Annotated in this window: 19 protein-coding genes and 1 other annotated feature; of the genes, 9 read left to right on the top strand and 10 right to left on the bottom strand. The window is 47.9% G+C overall.

What is annotated here, in order from left to right:
* From K9W43_08850 to K9W43_08860, 3 genes are all read left to right on the top strand, one after another.
* Window positions 1-646 (top strand): hypothetical protein (locus K9W43_08850; protein MCF2137327.1); only part of this gene is annotated, 646 nt, incomplete at its 5' end.
* A gap of 234 nt (window positions 647-880) precedes the next feature.
* Window positions 881-1,348, top strand: a complete 468-nt coding sequence (locus K9W43_08855; GenBank protein ID MCF2137328.1) for a hypothetical protein — start codon at window positions 881-883, stop codon at window positions 1,346-1,348.
* Window positions 1,349-1,363: 15 nt separating this feature from the next.
* Window positions 1,364-2,137 (top strand): hypothetical protein, encoded by a 774-nt coding sequence (locus K9W43_08860; GenBank protein MCF2137329.1) that lies wholly within the window; start codon window positions 1,364-1,366, stop codon window positions 2,135-2,137.
* Window positions 2,138-2,778: 641 nt separating this feature from the next.
* Here the strand turns inward: K9W43_08860 and K9W43_08865 are convergent.
* On the bottom strand, window positions 2,779-4,071 hold the full coding sequence (locus tag K9W43_08865) for a leucine-rich repeat domain-containing protein (protein ID MCF2137330.1): 1,293 nt from the start codon (window positions 4,069-4,071) through the stop codon (window positions 2,779-2,781).
* Between the two features lie 213 nt (window positions 4,072-4,284).
* Entirely contained in the window at window positions 4,285-5,643 is a 1,359-nt protein-coding gene (locus tag K9W43_08870; GenBank protein ID MCF2137331.1) for a hypothetical protein, read from the bottom strand.
* Window positions 5,644-5,995: 352 nt separating this feature from the next.
* Between K9W43_08870 and K9W43_08875 the strand changes: the two genes are divergently transcribed.
* Entirely contained in the window at window positions 5,996-7,120 is a 1,125-nt protein-coding gene (locus K9W43_08875; GenBank protein ID MCF2137332.1) for a type I restriction-modification system subunit M, read from the top strand.
* On the opposite strand, the gene K9W43_08880 is transcribed toward K9W43_08875, so the two are convergent.
* Window positions 7,028-8,182, bottom strand: coding sequence for a leucine-rich repeat domain-containing protein (locus K9W43_08880; protein ID MCF2137333.1), 1,155 nt, complete (start codon window positions 8,180-8,182; stop codon window positions 7,028-7,030). The genes K9W43_08875 and K9W43_08880 overlap by 93 nt on opposite strands.
* Window positions 8,183-8,659: 477 nt before the next feature.
* On the opposite strand from K9W43_08880, the gene K9W43_08885 reads away from it, so the two are divergent.
* On the top strand, window positions 8,660-10,018 hold the full coding sequence (locus tag K9W43_08885; protein MCF2137334.1) for a hypothetical protein: 1,359 nt from the start codon (window positions 8,660-8,662) through the stop codon (window positions 10,016-10,018).
* A gap of 270 nt (window positions 10,019-10,288) precedes the next feature.
* Window positions 10,289-10,828 (top strand): hypothetical protein, encoded by a 540-nt coding sequence (locus K9W43_08890; GenBank protein MCF2137335.1) that lies wholly within the window; start codon window positions 10,289-10,291, stop codon window positions 10,826-10,828.
* 120 nt (window positions 10,829-10,948) lie between these two features.
* Window positions 10,949-11,044 (top strand) — a sequence feature (23S ribosomal RNA rRNA prediction is too short).
* A gap of 224 nt (window positions 11,045-11,268) precedes the next feature.
* On the opposite strand, the gene K9W43_08895 is transcribed toward K9W43_08890, so the two are convergent.
* The 5 genes from K9W43_08895 to K9W43_08915 form a co-directional block, all read right to left on the bottom strand.
* The gene (locus K9W43_08895; GenBank protein ID MCF2137336.1) at window positions 11,269-11,712 is read right to left on the bottom strand and encodes a GNAT family N-acetyltransferase; all 444 of its coding nucleotides are present in this window, start codon (window positions 11,710-11,712) and stop codon (window positions 11,269-11,271) included.
* Between the two features lie 49 nt (window positions 11,713-11,761).
* Complete coding sequence (locus K9W43_08900; GenBank protein MCF2137337.1) at window positions 11,762-12,175, bottom strand: hypothetical protein; 414 nt, start codon at window positions 12,173-12,175, stop codon at window positions 11,762-11,764.
* A gap of 2 nt (window positions 12,176-12,177) precedes the next feature.
* Window positions 12,178-12,771 (bottom strand): hypothetical protein, encoded by a 594-nt coding sequence (locus tag K9W43_08905; GenBank protein ID MCF2137338.1) that lies wholly within the window; start codon window positions 12,769-12,771, stop codon window positions 12,178-12,180.
* A gap of 820 nt (window positions 12,772-13,591) precedes the next feature.
* Window positions 13,592-13,828: a type II toxin-antitoxin system HicB family antitoxin gene (locus K9W43_08910; protein MCF2137339.1), complete on the bottom strand. Its 237-nt coding sequence runs from the start codon at window positions 13,826-13,828 to the stop codon at window positions 13,592-13,594.
* Between the two features lie 86 nt (window positions 13,829-13,914).
* Window positions 13,915-14,223: a nucleotidyltransferase family protein gene (locus K9W43_08915; protein ID MCF2137340.1), complete on the bottom strand. Its 309-nt coding sequence runs from the start codon at window positions 14,221-14,223 to the stop codon at window positions 13,915-13,917.
* A gap of 242 nt (window positions 14,224-14,465) precedes the next feature.
* On the opposite strand from K9W43_08915, the gene K9W43_08920 reads away from it, so the two are divergent.
* From K9W43_08920 to K9W43_08930, 3 genes are all read left to right on the top strand, one after another.
* Window positions 14,466-15,077 (top strand): GNAT family N-acetyltransferase, encoded by a 612-nt coding sequence (locus K9W43_08920; protein ID MCF2137341.1) that lies wholly within the window; start codon window positions 14,466-14,468, stop codon window positions 15,075-15,077.
* Between the two features lie 515 nt (window positions 15,078-15,592).
* Complete coding sequence (locus K9W43_08925) at window positions 15,593-17,200, top strand: Eco57I restriction-modification methylase domain-containing protein (GenBank protein ID MCF2137342.1); 1,608 nt, start codon at window positions 15,593-15,595, stop codon at window positions 17,198-17,200.
* 25 nt (window positions 17,201-17,225) lie between these two features.
* Window positions 17,226-18,161 carry a restriction endonuclease gene (locus K9W43_08930; GenBank protein MCF2137343.1) on the top strand — a complete coding sequence of 312 codons (936 nt, stop codon included), beginning with the start codon at window positions 17,226-17,228 and terminating at the stop codon, window positions 18,159-18,161.
* 92 nt (window positions 18,162-18,253) lie between these two features.
* On the opposite strand, the gene K9W43_08935 is transcribed toward K9W43_08930, so the two are convergent.
* Window positions 18,254-18,841: a GNAT family N-acetyltransferase gene (locus tag K9W43_08935; GenBank protein ID MCF2137344.1), complete on the bottom strand. Its 588-nt coding sequence runs from the start codon at window positions 18,839-18,841 to the stop codon at window positions 18,254-18,256.
* Window positions 18,842-19,006: 165 nt separating this feature from the next.
* Window positions 19,007-19,159: a hypothetical protein gene (locus K9W43_08940; GenBank protein MCF2137345.1), complete on the bottom strand. Its 153-nt coding sequence runs from the start codon at window positions 19,157-19,159 to the stop codon at window positions 19,007-19,009.
* Window positions 19,160-19,194: the final 35 nt, after the last annotated feature.

Below are 19,194 nucleotides of genomic sequence, written 5' to 3' on the forward strand. Positions count from 1 at the left end.
ATTTAACAAGTTATCTACAATAGACCTGAGACCCTTGGCCGCCTGTTCGCAGCTCACATATCTTCATCTGAACAGTAACCAGTTGCGCTCGATCGACCTGAGTCCGCTGGCCGCCTGTTCGCAGCTTATGCAGCTTGCTCTGGGATTTAACAAGTTATCTACAATAGACCTGAGACCCTTGGCCGCCTGTTCGCAGCTCACATATCTTCATCTGAACAGTAACCAGTTGCGCTCGATCGACCTGAGTCCGCTGGCCGCCTGTTCGCAGCTTGCTAAACTTAATCTCGACGGGAATCATCTGCGGGAACTTGATCTGACCCCTATAGGTCGCATCTGTTCGCAACAGTCCGACGCGCATGCTAAATGGCTCGCCATCGATATAAACAACAATCGATTACACGAGCTTGACCTGAGTCCCTTGGCGGGGTGTCCTCAACTCACTGGATTGTATCTTAAAGGTAATCCCTTGGAGCGTCTTGATCTGACTCCTCTTTTAACTTGCAAAAAGCTATCACTCTTAGAGAGTGATATCGATATCTTTCTAGAGGCCGACAAGGGTGCAGATGTTCCACCCCCGCCACCTGACGATCTTCCCCAAGGCGTGGCACGCTATTACGACTTCATACACTGGTATCGGTACATATAATCTAAACAATCTTCTCTCAGTCTCTCCAATGCCCTCATTCTCCCAAGCAGACTCTCTCTTTTTACAGGCAGTCTTTTTGTTCACCAGATGATCGTTCTCACAATTTCCACACACCTCTCGAAAGATATATATTTCACTGAGACCTAGCCAAGCCTGCTACTACTTTTTCGCCCGAGAGAGGTAATGCTATACGATGATATGGGGAAGGGAGTATAGAGGACGCGGGCTCCTCCTATGTCAGAGAGTATGCTCTCTCGCACACCCAAAGATCTCACGTTCTATTGTCATAGAGAGGAGGAGTGGCGATTGCGAATTGACTCGAAGCTCTTTGTTAGAATAGTGTTGTTAGTATTAGTCCTACTGACCAGTTCTGTAGTGACCACTGTTGTGGCGCGCAATACTGAAGAAGTATCACAACCTCTGCCCCTGTCGGAGTATGTGGCGACCTGCTATGATCCGACCGGAACAGGGTTTGGTCCTCGACCTGGGGAATCATCGACGCTAGAGTCCACATTGGAGGCAGTCCGGCTGCTGGTGCATGATACGGATTCCACCACGTGGACCGGAGAGTTGAGAGCCATGCTGGACCAGATCGTTGATGCTTATGTCTCGATGCAGGTTGCCGGCCGTGGTGGTTTTAGGGCAATGTGTGAGGGGTATGCTGGATGTGGTGCTGTTGCTAATATTGATGCGCTTGAGTAGTGAGGTGGACGAGTAATGATCGAGTTGACCCGAAGACGACTGTACGCGCTGGTGATCATTGCCGTAGTGGTGGGTGGGCTGTTCTATGTGTTCAATCCGTTCCGGACGCACCTCGTCTATGAGTCGCGTTTCTCTGACCCAAATGATAAGCTTCCAGTCTATGTTGATGTACTGCACTTTGTAGATGCGAACGTGACGGTACGGTTCGTCAACGAGCCGGGGTTGATGTGTCGCATGGAGGTGGAGTTGTACGGGTGGCAGATGCAGTACACGAGTCCGGTCTGGCAGGTGTACCTGTACAAGGCGTCGCCTGACTGGTATCACGCTAAGCTAGAGATGCAGCGAGGGACTGCTGCGATGAGACGAGCCCGTGCCGTACACATCACCCTGGGCGTGAATCACAGTTATTCTCTTCTCTTAGACGGCGAAAACCTGAACGTGAGCATCGTGTACGATCATGGTGCTCTGCTGGATGATAATGAGGTCGATCTCTCCTATACAGGGACTGTGGATTTTACGTTCACGGAGGATGTAGTCGTGCAGGGTGGTCTAACGGTAGGCGCAGGGGGTCATTTGAAGACGACCCATGTTGATGTACTCCTCCCCGAGAATCTGGATGGCAGGGTTATGGTTGGGACTCATGATAATCTGTATATATCTGGTCGCTGGGCGCTCAAGTCTGTTACTCCCTATGACACTACGTATGCCACACCAGATCGTAAAGACGCCCCCCTGTTTAATTTAGAACTTCCTGGAGGTGACTATGCCACTGGGTCGCTGCGAGGATGAGGGCTGGCGGAGCCTCTGATCTACCACATCTGGTTGTGTTGTTAGACCTCAGCAAGTGAGATGAAGCCGGACCCAAAAATAGATACCCACTTTGCAGGCGCTCCCACCGAGGGACGATGGGGGTGGCGACGCCAACATTGAGTCTGCGAACGAGGGATCTGGTAGAAGACCAGGTAAATAGGGCAGGGGTGTAAGCACCAAGCTTCGGCGAGGTGTTCAGCTCACTGCTACTAATTCCCGAGGCGTGCAGGGCCAAAGTGTGGCTCGCGCAGTACCTAGAGTTGTGAAGGACTTTGGGTTGTTGAAGAGTTGTTGAAGAAGTAGAAGGGTTGTTGGATCTGGTGAATGTGCAATAATCTACCTATTGCGAGATTACAGGTAGATCACGAAGGAAGAGTCTTCATCCTCTGCGGACCATCTGCTCTCCACCTTTTTGTGAGTCACTGGGGTTTTTTTCTAATGATTTTATTTAATGAGTCTCTTGTTCCTATGTGAGTGTTTTCTTAGGATGTGAGTTACCTGCGTCATCTCATCTACGCGGCGAGATCACTAGAGAGTTTACACCTAAGAGTGTCTTTTTTTATTCTTGTTCTAGGGTTCGCTGTGGAATAAATGTCCAACTTACAATCAACGGTAGGGGATCAATCCCAGCGATACCAGTTTATGAGATGGTAGTAGCGCGCTACACCGACTGGCAGAGGGGACAAGCGTTCCGAATCCATGTCCGCATCTAAAAAGATATCGTCATCAATGGACAGACGCGCCAATTTTTTGCAGGTCATGAGAGGCGTCAGGTCAAGCCTCTTTAGCGGATTACCTCTGAGATACAACGAAACAAGATAGGGGCACCCCGCCAGAGGACTTAGATCGATCGACCGCAGCCGATTGTCATTCACTGAGACTGAGAGATACATGGTGCGCTGGTCAGCCCGTTGCGAACATATCGTGTATAGAGGACTCAGATCAAGTTCTCGCAAGAGATTCTCATCAAGATTAAGTGTAGCAACCTGCGAACAGGAGGCCAGGGGACTCAGGTCGATCGAGCGCAACTGGTTCCTGTACAGATAAAGCTTCGTGAGCTGCGAACAAGAGGCCAGGGGACTCAGGTCGATCGAGCGCAACTGATTCCTGCCCAGATAAAGAGTGGTAAGCTGCGAACAGGAGGCCAGGGGACTCAGGTCGATCGAGCGCAACTGGTTCCCGTACAGATAAAGCTCCGCAAGCTGCGAACAGGAGGCCAGGGGACTCAGGTCGATCGAGCGCAACTGGTTCTCGTTCAGATAAAGAGTGGTAAGCTGCGAACAGGAGGCCAGGGGACTCAGGTCGATCGAGCGCAATTGATTCCTGCCCAGATAAAGCTTCGTGAGCTGCGAACAGGAGGCCAGGGGACTCAGGTCGATCGAGCGCAACTGGTTCTCGTTCAAATAAAGTTCCGCAAGCTGCGAACAGGAGGCCAGGGGACTCAGGTCGATCGTTCCTAATTGGTTCCCCCTCAGATAAAGGGTGGTGAGCTGGGGACAAGAGACCAAGGGCCTCAGGTCAACCGCCTCCAACTGGTTATTGCTCAGTTCAAGCGTCTGTAAATGGGGACAGGAGGCTAGGGGACTCAGGTCGATCGAGCGCAACTGGTTACTGGCCAGATCAAGCGTCTGCAACTGGGGACAGGCGGCCAAGGGACTCAGGTCAAGACCTTCTAGGTGACTGCAATATATATTCAGGCGGACAAGTTGCGAGCACGCCGAGAGTGGGGTGAGATCAATATCTACGATGTGCCTGTCAAAATATACGATCAGGACCTCACGTGCCGTCTTCTCAACCTCGATGTACCCATGCACCCGCTTATCCTTAACGGTCGCCTCGTAAGGCAGATGCACCTTGTCGTCACTCACGTCGTCTTCCGTCTGCCTCTTCTGCACATCTGCAAGATCATTCATCCATTGCCACCTCCATCACTCGGATTCAACCAGTAAGGCCGTACGAGAAAGAGCGGCACGAACTACATACAATCAGCACGACAACGACATGCGTGGATGCATGCAACTCGGTGGGCCTCCGGTCTCATACAGAATGTATATCCGAACCTCACCATTTAAGCTCATACATCGATTGGACAGGGACTCTCTCCTATATGATGAGAGGATCACAAATTATTCATTGGAGAACGTGAGGCGCCCCCGTTCGTGCAACTGGCGAAGCGCATACGGCAGGCTCTCGGCGCTCATGGACGCCTCAAATCTCTCACGGGAGACATGGAGAACGACCGAGGGGTCGACTTTCAAGTACCACAAGGAGGGACAGGTGAGCAATGGGTCAAGGTCCAGCTCGCGCAGGGGGTTTGCGGTGAGTTCGATTGTTTCCAAACGGGGGAGTCCCGCGAGCGGTGAGAGATCAATCTGGGAAAATTGATTGTTTTGGAGATACAGACACTTTAGATACTGATGCTCAGAAAGAGGGGAGAGATCTACGCGCGACAAGAGGTTACCGTCCATTGCCACATCAGTTAGATAGGGAAGGTCTGTAAGAGGTGTCAAGTCAAGTGAGGTCAGACGATTATTGTGTACAAACAGAATCTGAAGGGATCGATGCGTTTTGAGCGCGGTCAGATCGATGTGGGTCAGGCCCTGGTCTGAGAGGCGTATGTCCCGTAGTTCCGTGAGACCCGCGAGCGGACTCAGATCGATGTGGGTCAGGCCCAGACCTGAGAGGCGTAGTTCCCATAGTTCCGCGAGGCCCCCGAGGGGCGTCAGGTCCACTTCCTTCAGGGTATTACCGGTCAGACTTAACCGCCTGAGATGCGGGATGGTACGCAGAGGCTCCAAATCTACCATGCTCAACCGATTCCGACCGATGTACAGGACCTCGAGCGTGGGATGGCCCTGCAGCGGTCGCAGGTCAACGGCCTCCAGCCGATTGGACGAGAGAGCCATCTCTTTTAGAGCAGAGGCCTCGCGCAGTGGCGTGAGGTCGATCGTCACCAGTCGGTTTTGTGTCAAATCCAACTTTTGGAGCGAGGGGTGTCCACGCAGCGGCTCAAGGTCGATGTAGTCAAGTTGGTTTTGCCAGAGGACCAGTTCTTGGAGAGCTGGCACCTCACGCAGCGGACGCAGGTCGACCGTCACCAGTCGGTTTTGTGTAAAATCCAACGTTTGGAGCGAGGGATGCCCGCGCAGCGGCTCAAGGTCGATGCGTTCGAGATGGTTACGCATGAGGACCAGTTCTTGTAGAACAGGCACCTCACGCAGCGGCGTGAGGTCGATCTCCTTTAGCCAATTGTATGTCAGATTGATGCGGCGGAGCGTGGGATGGCCCTGCAGCGGTCGCAGGTCGATGTGGTCAAGATAATTACTGCTCAGATCGAGCGCTTCCAGTCGTGGCAGGTGCTGTACACCCGTCAGGTCGACCTCCGTCAGTTCATAGCCGGACATGAAGAGCTCGGTACAGTTAGAGGGGTACTCCTCCTCGAAGGAGAACTCGTCCCGGTGATACTTGATAATAATGTACTTCATCGCTCAGTGGCCCCCAAGACATCGGTCCTTTATGCTTTGAGGAAGTCTGTACAAACGGAGACATATACAGCCCTCTACTCTCTAGAGGAGATACTATCATTTAAGCTCATGCACGGATGAGGCTCTGTGAAAAGTCAGTAACATAGAGGTTATGAAAAAAGGGTCCTATTTTGTGTCCGAATCCAAGACTCTTCAGGACTCGTTTTATATTGTTTGATGTCATTTTGCACAACTTTTTGTCACTCACCATAAGAATGCACAATACAATGAAGTTCTTAGATAAAACCCCATAACCTTTTAGAGTGTGAACTGATTAGAAAAGTGTACTAACAAACATTTGAGGGATCGTATTTTGGGCAAGAAAAAGAGCAGGCGAAATGGAACAGATGATTCCTCCGCATTCAATTATGGAACAACCAACTTCAGTGAGAAAGTTTCATTTATCTGGAACATCGCTGATTTGCTACGCGGTACGTATAAGAGATCAGATTACGGTAAGATAATACTGCCATTCACGGTCCTTCGAAGACTTGATCAAGTTCTTGAAGATAGTAGAACAAAAGTTCAGGACGCATACAAGAAATACAAGAGCCGACTGAAGAGCGTAGCATTGGACATGAAACTGCAGAAGGTCGCAGGACATTCATTTTACAATACAAGTTACTTCAATTTTGAGAAGCTACTAGGAGATCCGGATAATCTTGCGGCTAACTTACTCAATTACGTTGACGGGTTCTCTCCGAATGCAAGGGATATCATGTATAAATTCGATATCAAGACACATATCACTAAGTTAGCAGAGAAGGATTTGCTCTATGTGGTTTTCAAAGAATTCTGCAATCCAGAGAAGATTGACCTTCATCCAGATCGAGTGTCAAATATCGAGATGGGATATATCTTTGAAGAATTAATCCGCAGATTCTCAGAGCAATCAAATGAAACTGCTGGGGAGCATTTTACTCCAAGAGAAGTCATCAAACTCATGGTCAATCTCTTATTTATTGAAGACAAAGATGTGTTGCAAAAAGAAGGATTGGTTCGTACTCTTTATGATCCAGCTTGTGGGACAGGAGGGATGCTATCTGTGGCAGAAGAATACCTACAGAGGTTACATCCCACTGTGCAATTAGTACTATATGGCCAAGAACTTAATGATGAGGCATTCGCAATATGCAAATCCGACATGCTAATCAAAGGACATAATCCTGAAAACATTGCTCGTCAAAATACTTTTACGCACGACCTTTTTCCGGATAAAACTTTTGACTACATGTTGTGTAATCCCCCATTTGGAGTGGATTGGCGGGCTGTTGAAAAAGAAGTGAAAAAGGAGCATGATGATAAGAATATAGGAATTGAACGAGAGTGGGAAGAGGGAAGTGGATTAGTCCCGGCGATACCAGTTTATGAGATAGCTGTAGGTCTCCACGCCTTCTGGCAGAGGGGACAAGCGCTCCGAATCTATGTCGGCATCTAAAAAGATATCGTCATCAATGGTTAGACGCACGAATTCCTTACAGGTCATGAGAGGCGTCAGGTCAAGCCTCTTTAGAGGATTACCTGTGAGATACAACGCAATAAGATAAGGACACCCAGCCAGAGGACTTAGATCTATCGCCCGCAGCCGATTGTTGTTCACCGCGACCGAGAGATACTTGTATTTGATGCGCTGGTCGGTTCGTTGCGAACATATCGTATGGAGAGGGGTCAGATCGAGCTCCCGTAAGTGATTCCCACCAAGATTAAGTTTAGCAAACTGGGGGCAGGATGCCAAGGGACTCAGGTCTATTGATCGCAATCGGTTACTGCTCAGATAAAGATGTGTGAGTTGTGTACAGGTGGCCAGGGGATTTAGGTCTATTGTCGATAACTTGTTAAAGCTTAGAATAAGCTGCATAAGCTGCGAACAGGTGGCCAAGGGACTCAGATCTATTGTCGATAACTTGTTAGATCCTAAATTAATCTCCATGAGCTGTGTACAGGAGGCCAGGGGACTCAGGTCTATCGATCGCAACTGGTTCTCATTCAGATGAAGAGTGGTGAGCTGTGTACAGGAGGCCAGGGGACTCAGGTCTATCACCTCTAGCTGGTTCCTGCTTAGATAGAGAGCTGTGAGCTGTGTACAGGAGGCCAGGGGACTCAGGTCTATTGAGCGCAATCGGTTACTGCTCAGGTCGAGCGTCTGTAACTGCGAACAGGCGGCCAAAGGACTCAGGTCTATCGCCTCCAACCAGTTCCCGCTCAGGTTGAGCGTCTGTAACTGTGGACAGGAGGTCAGCGGACTCAGGTCAAGACCTTCTAGGGCTCTGCAATATAGTTTCAGACTGACTAGTTGTGTGCATGCCGAGAGAGGCGCGAGATCAATATCTACGATGTCCCCGTTAAAATATACAACCCGGACCTCACGCGCCGTCCTCTCAACCTCGATGTACCCATGCACCCGTTCATACCCATTGGTCGCCTCGTAAGGCAGACGTACCTTGTCGTCACTCACGCCGTCTTCCGTCCGCCTCTTCTGCACATCTGCGGGAACATTCATTCATTGCTACCTCCATCACTCGGTACCAATCAGTGGGATTGCACGAAGAAGAGAGACACGAGCCACATACATCCGTACGACAACGACTGCACCACCACCACCACTACTACAACAACTACAATCTTGCAATACCTGCAAGGGCCGTTTCCAGCCAAGCGGGACTCTACGCAGACGCCATCATGCATGTATGCATGCAACTCGGTGGGTCTCCAGTCTCATACGGAATGGATATCCGAGCCTCACTATTTAAGCTAATACATCAATTGCCCCACCTCCGAGAGTCGAGAACAGGCTGCGATTTGATGACTGGCATTGAGGGGGAACACCCTAGAATGGATGACAAGTCATCTTTGTAATTCATCCGTGCATGAGCTTAAATGATAGTATCTCCTCTAGAGAGTAGAGGGCTGTACATGACTTCGTCTGTATTATCTTTTTCAAGGCCTGAAAGACTGGTATTGTGGGAGTCACTGAGAGATGAAGTACATTATTATTGAGTATCGCCGGGACGAGTTCTCCTTCGAGGAGGAGTACCCCTCTAACTGTACGCAGTTTATCATGGAGGATTTTGATATGACGGAGGTCGACCTGTCGGGAGTGCAGCATATGCCACGAGTGGAGCTCCTTGATCTGAGCTATAACCACCTCAGACATATCGACCTGAGTCCCCTGCGCGGTCACCCCACGCTCCGCTGCATCGATCTGAAGTCCAATTGGCTAAAGGAGATCGACCTTGAGCCGCTACGTGAGGTACCTGCTCTCCAAGAAGTGGTCCTCAGGCGTAACAAACTTGACCACATTGACCTTGAGCCGCTGCGCGGGCATCCCACGCTCCAGACGTTGGATTTGACACAAAACCGACTGGTGACGATCGACCTTGAGCCGCTGCGTGAGGTGCCCGCTCTCCAAAAATTGGTTCTTCGGTATAACCAACTTGACCACATCGACCTTGAGCCACTGCGTGGGCACCCCTCGCTTCAGATGCTAGATCTTATGCATAATCGTCTGTCAACGATCGACCTGAGTCCGCTGCGCGAGGCCTCTGCTCTGAAATTTCTGGTTCTCTCTTTCAATCAGCTGGAGGCCGTTGACCTGCGGCAGCTACAGGGTCATCCCACGCTCGAGGTCCTGTTCATTGGTCAAAATCGGTTGAGCACGGTTGATTTGGAGCCTCTGCGTACCATCCCGCATCTCCGGCGGTTAAGTCTGTCCGGTAATACCCTGAAGGAGGTGGACCTGACGCCCCTCGGGGGCCTCGCGGAACTACGGGACTTGTACCTCTCAGGTCTGGCCCTGACCCACATCGACCTGAGGCCGCTTGCGGGCCTCACGGAACTACGGGAACTATGCCTCTCGGACCAGGGTCTGACCCACATCGACCTGACCGCGCTCAAAACGCATCGATCCCTTCAGTTCCTGTTTGTACACAATAATCGTCTGGCCTCACTTGACTTGACTCCTCTTACAGACCTTCCCTATCTAACTGATGTGGCAATTGACAGTAACCTCTTATCGCGCGTAGACCTCTCCCCTCTTTCTGAGCATCAGTATCTAAAGCGGTTGCATCTCGAAAACAATCAATTTTCCCAGATTGATCTCTCGCCGCTCGCGGGACTCCCCCGTCTGGAAGATATCGAACTCACCGCAAACCCCCTGCGCGAGCTGGACCTTGATCCATTGCTCACCTGTCCCTCCTTGTGGTACTTGAAAGTCGACCCCTCGGTCGTTCTCCATGTTTCCCGTGGCCGCTTCGAGGAGGCCAAGAACTCCGAAAGCCTGCCGTACGCGCTTCGCCAGTTGCACGAGCGGGGGCGCCTCACGTTCTCCGATGCTTGATCCTTGTCCCTCCTCCTCTCATAGAGAGTCCCTGTCGCGGTGCCGCTCTGGCAGCAGACATAAATAGCCGAATGATATCCGCGTAATACAGGGATGGTCTTCCCTGATTGATACTTGTGCTGCTGCCGAGAGGGGGCACGCTACCATGGTGGAGCTATAGCCCGTCGTGAAGGGGCTGGCCACCAACTAAAATTGGGGGAGTATAAATCCTGAGAGGGAGCATACACTCTCGATACGCCAATCAACCTATCGACGATCGAGGTCACCGATATGAGAGAGAGGGGCAGATTAGTACGGGTCTTTTGTGCAGTGTTTATCATCATCAGTGTGCTGAGCATGATGCAGCGTGGGACTGCTGCAATGAGGCGAGCCCGATCTGTTCATATCACCCTTGGCGTGAACCACAGTTATTCTCTCATGTTAGATGGTGAAAACCTGAACGTGAGCATCGTGTACGATCACGGTGCCCTGATCAATGATAATGAGGTCACGCTGGATTACTATGAGGGTCATGTGTACTTCACATTCACAAAAAATGTTACAGTCCAAGGTGGGCTTCGCGTGCACACGCCGACATACCTCATGCGAGACAGCACCTGTTTTGTCGATGTGGATCTCCCCGATGCTCTAGATGGGCAGCTGACCCTTACTAACCCTCATGATATAACGATTGCGGGACGGTGGCGTCTTAAGAGCGTACCTCCCTATTCGATAGGGACTGTCTATGCAACGCCTGACCGGTCAGACTATCCCCTGCTCGATATACTCTTGAACGGTGGAGGTTATGTGACCGGTTCCCTTCGTAGTTGACATATGTTTCATATCGGGGCATCTAAGCGTCAATGAAGCCAGACCCAAAAATAGATACCCACTTTGCAGGTGCTCCCACCGAAGAGCGGCGGGGGTGGCGACGTCAACGCTGAGTCTGCGAACGAGGGATCTGGTAGAAGACCAGGTAAATAGGGCAGGGGTGTAAGCACCAAGCTTCGGTGAGGCGAGGTGTTCAGCTCACTGCTACTAATTCCCGAGGCGTGCAGGGCCAAAGTGTGGCTTGCGCAGTACCTACCTAGAGTTGTGAAGGACTTTGGGTTGTTATACAATTTGTAGACGAGTTGTTGGTTCTGGTGAATGTGCAAAGCCGTAGTAGACCGATCGAGCAAACGCTATATCTATTGAGTAAAAGAGTCTTCATCCTCTGCGGGCCATCTAATCTTATTGAATTGTAATTTAGTTTGGGCTTTTGTTTAATGTTACAGTTCAGCTGAAAGATCCAAATACATTGTATGCTGATTGCGCCCAGCAATTTTTCGGACCTCTATAAAACCCATTTTTTTGTAATACTCTACCAATGTATCTAATGCGTCGACACAAACAATTCTGCAGGCTATTGTTTTTCCCACGTTAATTGACAAAGATATACAATGTTCAATTAGTACTTTTGAAATGCCTTTTCCTTGGTACTGCTTGTCGATACCAATCATACCTAATAGTATACTTGGCACTTTGAATTCTTTAAGCATATCTGGTAATTTCACTCTTATGGATGAGCAAGCAATTGCGTAATACCCTATAACCCGATCTTCATGACAGATCACATATATCTTTGTCAATTGTCGGAATTGCTGATCAACTGCTTTCTCTTTAAGAAATCCATTTACAAGATCGTTTCCACAATCAAATTCGTCTATGGCCATCCTCCGTTCAAGTTTTCTAATTATGGGCCTGACCAAACAGTTCAGCCTCTCAAAGATCGATATCTACTTCTGTTGGTTGTTCAGGATTTGGAAATTTTCGGAGTGCGTCTTCAATTATTTTTTCCCGTAATGGATTCTCTGGTGGACTCATAATAAGAGAGTAAAATCTAATTGCCTCCTTTCCAGTAATCACGTCTTCTGACGGTTCCACCTCTACTGATTCACTGAGTGTATCTTCCTCTAATGTAAGGATGTTAATATGCTCTTCAGAGTGTCCTTTGTAATCTATTATTTGTTCGAATGTGAACTTTTCATGTCTTTGTTCGAAATATCCGAATGGGATAAACAATACAAATTTTCGTGGGGGAATAAACGAACTTGGCGAGTCTACATCTATTCTCTCTCTTTTCTCGAAAGTAGTGTGATCTTTTTTGAAATCCTTCTTGGACAGGCATTGTTGCATTTTTATTCACTCTCAAGTAAATTCGTTAATGCCGTAATTAGGTTCTCAAGTTCAATCTTATCTATTTCTAGTCTGAGATTAATTTCCTCACCTTGACCATCTATAAATGGAATGGTGATATCGTACGCTTGAACAAGAGCGGGTTGTTCTTCAACGAACTTTATATATTTCATATGGGCTTCCATTGGGCCTATTATGTAGTTTGTTCTACGGAGGCTTCTGAAAATTAGATGTTCCGCATTTTTATTAACTTTTAAAATCTCGATGAGCTGGCTTACTCTCTCTTTCTCTTCATCATTAAAACTTGCATAAAATTCGTCTATGCTGTGACTAGTAACATAGTGAGTATAGGTAGATACAAACTCGACAACTTGACCAAGATCGTGAGCCAAAATGTGTGGAAACTTTGTTTCTAAAATGGTCCTGTTGATCTCTAATTTTAATCCTCGGGGTATTACTTGTATATATACTATATTTTGTGATAGTATTTGCGGTAATGTGTCTAAAATCTGTTTGAATCTATCCTCATCAAGAAGTCTATTTCTGACCAATTTGGCAGTTTTTTGTTTATCTGCCCCTTTTTCATCCTTTGCCATCCAGCTCTAATTCCCCTATCTTATTTTGATCAGTTGTTCATATTATAATTATCGCGTGACTTTTAACCATCTCTACTATTAATGATCCACATTGTATTATGTGTATTTGATTGTAGATTTCCCTAAAAAGTCTATGATGTACTAAAATCTTCTCGTGTTATCAATAATTTTTAGGCGGTTTCGACTTCTCTATTCATATCGATACGAACCGATGGTGGTTACAAAAGATGTTCCTCATCATGACGATGATCGTGAGATATTTTCCACTCTTCACTTACATCATTTTCCTCCTATGTATCATGTATTTTCTCTTCAGGAAAGACTGGTTAGAAGACAGAAGGGGCTTTCGGATGAAATCGTTAGCCATTCTCAGCAGCAGCATCTTGTGTTCGCTCCTCAATGTGATCTTACTGACATTCCCAGTTCTTCATGGAATTGTTTTCGTCAACAGCTTACCTGAGCTCATGATGTGGATATGGCCTGATCTTCTTATGATAGTAATCGTGGTAGTGGATATCATAAGGACAAGAGGTTTCCGTAATTCAAGGGAGTGATGGTTCTACGACCGCCTCTGCGATCTCGTCCTCACCGAATGCCTCAAGCTCGTCCGGGTCTAGTTAGTTGTATCATACGATCTCAGTAGATGAAATAGAATCGGTCTAGCCTATCTTTCCTCTCGCAAGTGGCAACGAAGACCGATCATTACTGCTGGTGTCAACAGCGAGTAGCGATTGAGTTTTCTAGAGTCTATCTCGTAGAAAACGGTCCATACCTTACTTAGTCAGATGACGCTTATAGCGGCGAACCGAATGTGTTAGGTTCACATTTTAACTTCAATGCATGTTGTAGTCTTTTCTGTGGATGAGATCACAGGCATATATTCATCCATGATCCCTAGAGCACGTGCATTCACGAGCCACAATTCAGCAGCCTCTCTCAGATTTTCAAGTGCCTCTTCAGGAGTATCGCCTGCTGATGCAACCTCTATCTCTGGGCACTTGGACACATACGTGTCATCCTCTCTCCATACGATTGCTGTTAATCTGATTGTTGTCATCTCACATTTGCACTATACGTGAATCAAGTTAAACCAATCTGAAGAACGATTCCGTACCTTGGACCGTACGATCATACTGGTGACTATCAGTGTCCTGCAACATACTGGACCTCCGCCATTTCGAGGACTTCCTGTCTAAAGTACTTGCTAAGATCCGCGGGCGTTCTCAGATCGACCTTCCGTCGGAACAGATGTGAGAGTTCCTCCTCCATTCTGATGAACGCGAAGAATCCCGGAGCGTGGCCCTCTTCGAACTCGACAAGAACATCCACATCACTATCCGGACCAAAATCCTCTCTGAGGGCCGAGCCAAAGATGGATAGTCTGCGAATATGATGGCGCCTGCAGAAGTCCGAGATCTTTTCCTTTGATGGCGGTCGAATTCGAAGTGTCATTGTGTTTTCCCGCTGTCTTTAATGAACTAATCCTCTTCAATCTTATGAATGTGTGATGGCAACACTGATTTGTGTTATGATTTATTCGCTACTACTAATTCCCGAGGCGTGCAGGGCCAAAGCGTGGCTCACTTCCCTCACACAGTTGCTTGGCATAACCCAGAGCAAAAAGTTGTTAGGCGGTATCGCTAGTAGGACAGTTGTGCATCACGATGATACCGTTGATTGTAAGTTGGACAATATTGGACAGTATATCCAGAGTCCGCCCACCAACGGCAGTGGGCAACAACTACCTCACCATCATGGTGAAGGTCATACTTGAATTATGGTTGGGAGTATTTAAGCTCCTATCCATAATGTCCATGAATGTCCAAGTTCTCTGCTGCTATTGTCAACTCGATCCTGAAGACCGAGCCGAGCTCGTAACTGTAGGCAACGAGCATCCAGAAGCAGTAGAAGTATTTCTCAATATTTCAAAGGATTATTTCTCAGATATTCCTGCTGATAAGAGAGAAAGGTTCGTTCAGAGCATAATAGATCGTCAGGGGGAAGCCAACCGTTGGTTACTTCTCTTACAGTATGAGGGCGAATACATCGGTTTTGTGCACATAAAAATCGGTGGCGAACGTCCAGGTTGGGGGGTCATCTTGGAATTCTTTATAGTCCCCAATAAACGCAGACACGGTTGGGGTCGATGGCTGTTCAACCGCGTTGTCCACATTCTCCAGACTCATGGTGTAGATAATATCTGGTTATGGAGTGCTCCGGATGCTGAGCCGTTCTGGTATTCGCTTGGATTCAAAGAAACTGGTGAAATAGAAAATGGTATGAAGACCATGGTGAAATCGGTGTGACACCATGCTCTATGTCTATGAATGTCCAAGTCTTCTGTGGCTGTTGTCAACCCTATGCTCTTAGGTTTTAGGCAATTGCTGTAGGTGGGGTATCAAACGGTTTGTGCTCCCATCTCCCTTCTATTACTCAATTTGCGAGGTAAATAGGGCTGGGGTGTAGGCACCAATCTTCGATTAGATGTTCTACTCACTGCTACTAATTTCCGAAGAGTGTATGATCTCGTGACTGGCCTGCCCAATTTACAATTAACGGTTCATTTTCTGTTTTAGCATTTGCACGATGTCACCTAAATCCCATAGTGGTTTGCATAAGTTACTCGCTGGTATGAGATTAAATTGCATCTCTCTAACAGATAGGTACGGGCCTCATATTTTCAAAATAGGCTCCTGCTTTAAGAATCGAGAATATTTTAATCCACAACTGTTTCACAGGCCTCCCCCCCCTTTACCTTAGACTTATAGGTTAACGAAGAGGAACTCTAGAACGAATTGATACTCTCGGCTGGTGATTACGCTTGGACTCCATAAACGGGATACTTGAGGGTCAAGGACTGGTGCAGTCCATTCCCGCCCCCAATTATGAAGAGAGTCCGGTAGCGTATGCGTATCGTCTTGCACTATGGTACTCTTCGAGAGCCACTAATGCGGATGGGCAGATCTTCACTCCGCCCTCAATTGCCAAGTTCATGGCTCAACATATTCCTATGAGCGCCAAATCCTCCTTATCCGTTCTGGATCCCGGAATAGGTACTGGTATCCTCTCCTGTGCAACTGTTGAGCAATTCGTTCAGCAGCAGCAACAGCAGGATGGTGGCAACATCAGCCTAGATGGGTTCGACATTGACCCTCACGTTCTCGAAGTGGCCGCGGCTTCACTTACTTATGCAAAGAAATGGGCTGAGCGTAGCAATGTCCGTGTCACCTTTACGTTTCACAATGAGGACTTTGTATTTGCAGGGCTTGGAAAAATCGCAGGAAGTCTTGCTGTTCAGGCCTCGTCCTCCAGTATTTACGATGCAGTCATTATGAATCCTCCTTACTTCAAAGTGAGCGCTTCCGATCCTCGGGTCAAGGCCGTGGCCAAGTTTGCTGGCAAACAGACCAATATCTACACACTCTTTCTCTCTGTGGCCTCGCAGCTCCTGTCTTCAGACGGGATCCTCGTGTCCATAACACCGCGTAGTTTTGCTTCGGGTATGTACTTTCAGGCCTTTCGCAGGAGCTTTTTACAAGATATGCGTCCTATTGCCCTTCATCTATTTGATTCCAGAAAGGATGTCTTTCCCCATATGGATGTTCTTCAAGAGGCCATTATTATGGTGGCCCGTCCTCGTCTCTGTGCGGATGATTCCCAAGTGATTATCACGACGAGCAACGGTTCAGAGGACATAGATCGTCCAAGGAGAATCACTGTTCGGCTATCGCAGATTCTTCTGTCAGGTTCAAAGTTTCGACTGGCGATTCCGACGACTGAGGCTGAAAGCCAGTTGCTTGAGTCTGTGCACGCATGGCCTAACACTCTCTCGGACCTTGGTCTTGAGGTCTCCACAGGCCCAGTAGTTCCTTTTAGAGCCACTGAGTTCTTAGTACACGATCCCTCCTCCGAAAAGGGGCGGGTGGTCCCCCTGCTCTGGATGAACAATATCACCGGAATGTCTGTGAGATGGCCCTTGAGAAATCATAAACCAGAGTATATTCTCGATGCGCCCGCAAATCAATATATGCTCGTACCGAATGAACGCTACGTTCTCATCAGACGATTCAGCACAAAAGAAGAACAGCGTCGCCTAGTTGCTGCTGTAGTGCCGGAGTCACTCATGAACACAGACCATCTCGGGCTCGAGAACCATCTCAATTTTATTCATTGCAATATGAGGGGACTTGAGCGCAATGTTGCATATGGGCTTGCAGTGCTGCTCAATTCCTCCTTAATGGACCGATACTTTCGTATCCTAAATGGAAACACACAGGTCAATGCATACGATCTCCGGCAGATGCCACTTCCCCCACTTGAAAAAATAGAACTGCTTGGTGAGCATTACCTCGGACACGCAGTTGACCTGAAGTCATCTCAAGACTTAATTGATGGTCTCGTTGAGCAAGTGTTGTCTGATGCTTTGTAGTTGTCTGAGAGAGGGATTCTGAAGAATGGCAGATATTAAAGAAGCAGAACGTATTCTCAGAGATATCGGGTTGCCTGAAGCACAACAACGTGATATTGCCTGTTTGACGTTATTGGCATTGGCCCATCTTAGACTCAGTGACACATGGAATAAGACAGACCCACAGCCAATCAGAATTCATGATATGATTGAATTCATCGGCAAAGAATATGGACGTAAATACGCAGAGAATAGCCGTGAAACGTTCAGAAGACAGGTGTTGCATCAGTTTATTCAAGGCGGCCTCGTTATTATGAATCCTGACGATCCCACTCGCCCAACAAATTCGCCCAACACATGCTACCAATTGACACCTGAAGCAGTAGCGGTCCTCAAGGCATTCATGACAAAAAATTACACCCAGCGGTGTGCCGAGTTCAAAAAACGTAGAGGCAGTCTTGTTGAGAGATACAGTGAGGCCAGAGCAAGCCATCGCGTTCCAGTGAGGCTTCCGAATGGGACCGAATTCACTTTTAGTCCTGGAAAACATAACAGGCTCCAAGCTGTTGTGATTACGGACTTTGCGGCTCGTTTTGTCCCCGGTGCAGATGTCCTGTATGCGGGGGACACAGAAAATAAGATGCTTCATGTTGCAACCGATGTTCTCGATGAACTAGGTATCCCTGTGGCCAAACATAACAAGTTACCGGACATCTTATTTTTTGCAAGATCAAAGAATCTTTTGGTGCTTGTCGAAGTTGTCACAAGCCACGGGCCTGTTACACCCAAACGGCAAATGGAACTTGAGGATGTCCTTAGGAATTGTGAGCTCCAACGAATCTATGTAACTGCATTTCCAGACTTTAAGGAGTTCAAAAAGCATCTCTCTGATATTGCATGGGGGACCGAGGTCTGGATTCATGAGACCCCCGATCACATAATTCATTTCAATGGCCCCACACTTTTCAGAGAACTTGGTTGAACGAGTACTGAAGTGATGAGATCAACAAAATCCTTCCCGCAGGCCGTTATCCCACACAGACGGAGTATTGAATCGTCTAATGTAGATCTCAGTTAAGACCTGAGATCATACTCCATTATATCTGCGCTTGAAAACTTGAATATTCGTTTCCAAGGATATGGAATGGCCTCCACCTTTTTGACGGCAAACCCGATTCTCTCATAAAATGCCTTGGCTCGTGGATTTGTATCAACTACTGCGAGTTTCACTCGACTGAAACCTTTCTCCTGAGCAATAGCAAAAACTGACTCGACAATTTGCTTGCCAATACCTTTACCGCGCCAGTCATCAGCGACTGCAATGGTGTCCAAATACAACTCATCATCTGCAACCTTTGATTCAAGGAGCCAACCGTTGAATATTATACGAAAAATGCCACGACCACATCTTCGTGCGAGCGACCAGAAGCCTGCGTCCATATATCCCCGGCCATGAAATTGAAGACCTGCAAAGCCGACTATTGTGTCGTCTACCGTTGCTATCATCACTCTGTCTTCCTGTAGTATCTCTGCTACAATTGGTAGGCCTCTGTCCATCGGGCCGAACACTGGGATGATCTTTGTTCCAAGTGCCTCGTAAAGGAGCTTGGCGATCTCGTGTCGTGCCTCTTGTGTCATGTCAAATTGTATGTTAAGGCTCATATCTCCAAAAAGTTGGATATTTCAATTATCAGTCTGTTTGTCGGAGCTGCAACACACATATTGAAAGCAAAATTCGGTGTAATAATGAAAAATCGATTTTTGGGGCGAAAAAAGTGAGTGGACCACCGGAGAGATTACTCCGTGGTCACCTTTATTATTATTTTATTACCATGGGGTGTCAGGCTCGGGTCTACCAGGCATGAACTGCCATGGGGTGTCAGGCTCGGGTCTACCAGGCATGAACTGCCATGGGGTGTCAGGCTCGGGTCTACCAGGCATGAACTGCCATGGGGTGTCAGGCTCGGGTCTACCAGGCATGAACTGCCGCGAAATGTTGTTGTTGCTGTGCATTT

The organism is Candidatus Thorarchaeota archaeon (assembly GCA_021498125.1).
Lineage (GTDB): Archaea > Asgardarchaeota > Thorarchaeia > Thorarchaeales > Thorarchaeaceae > B65-G9.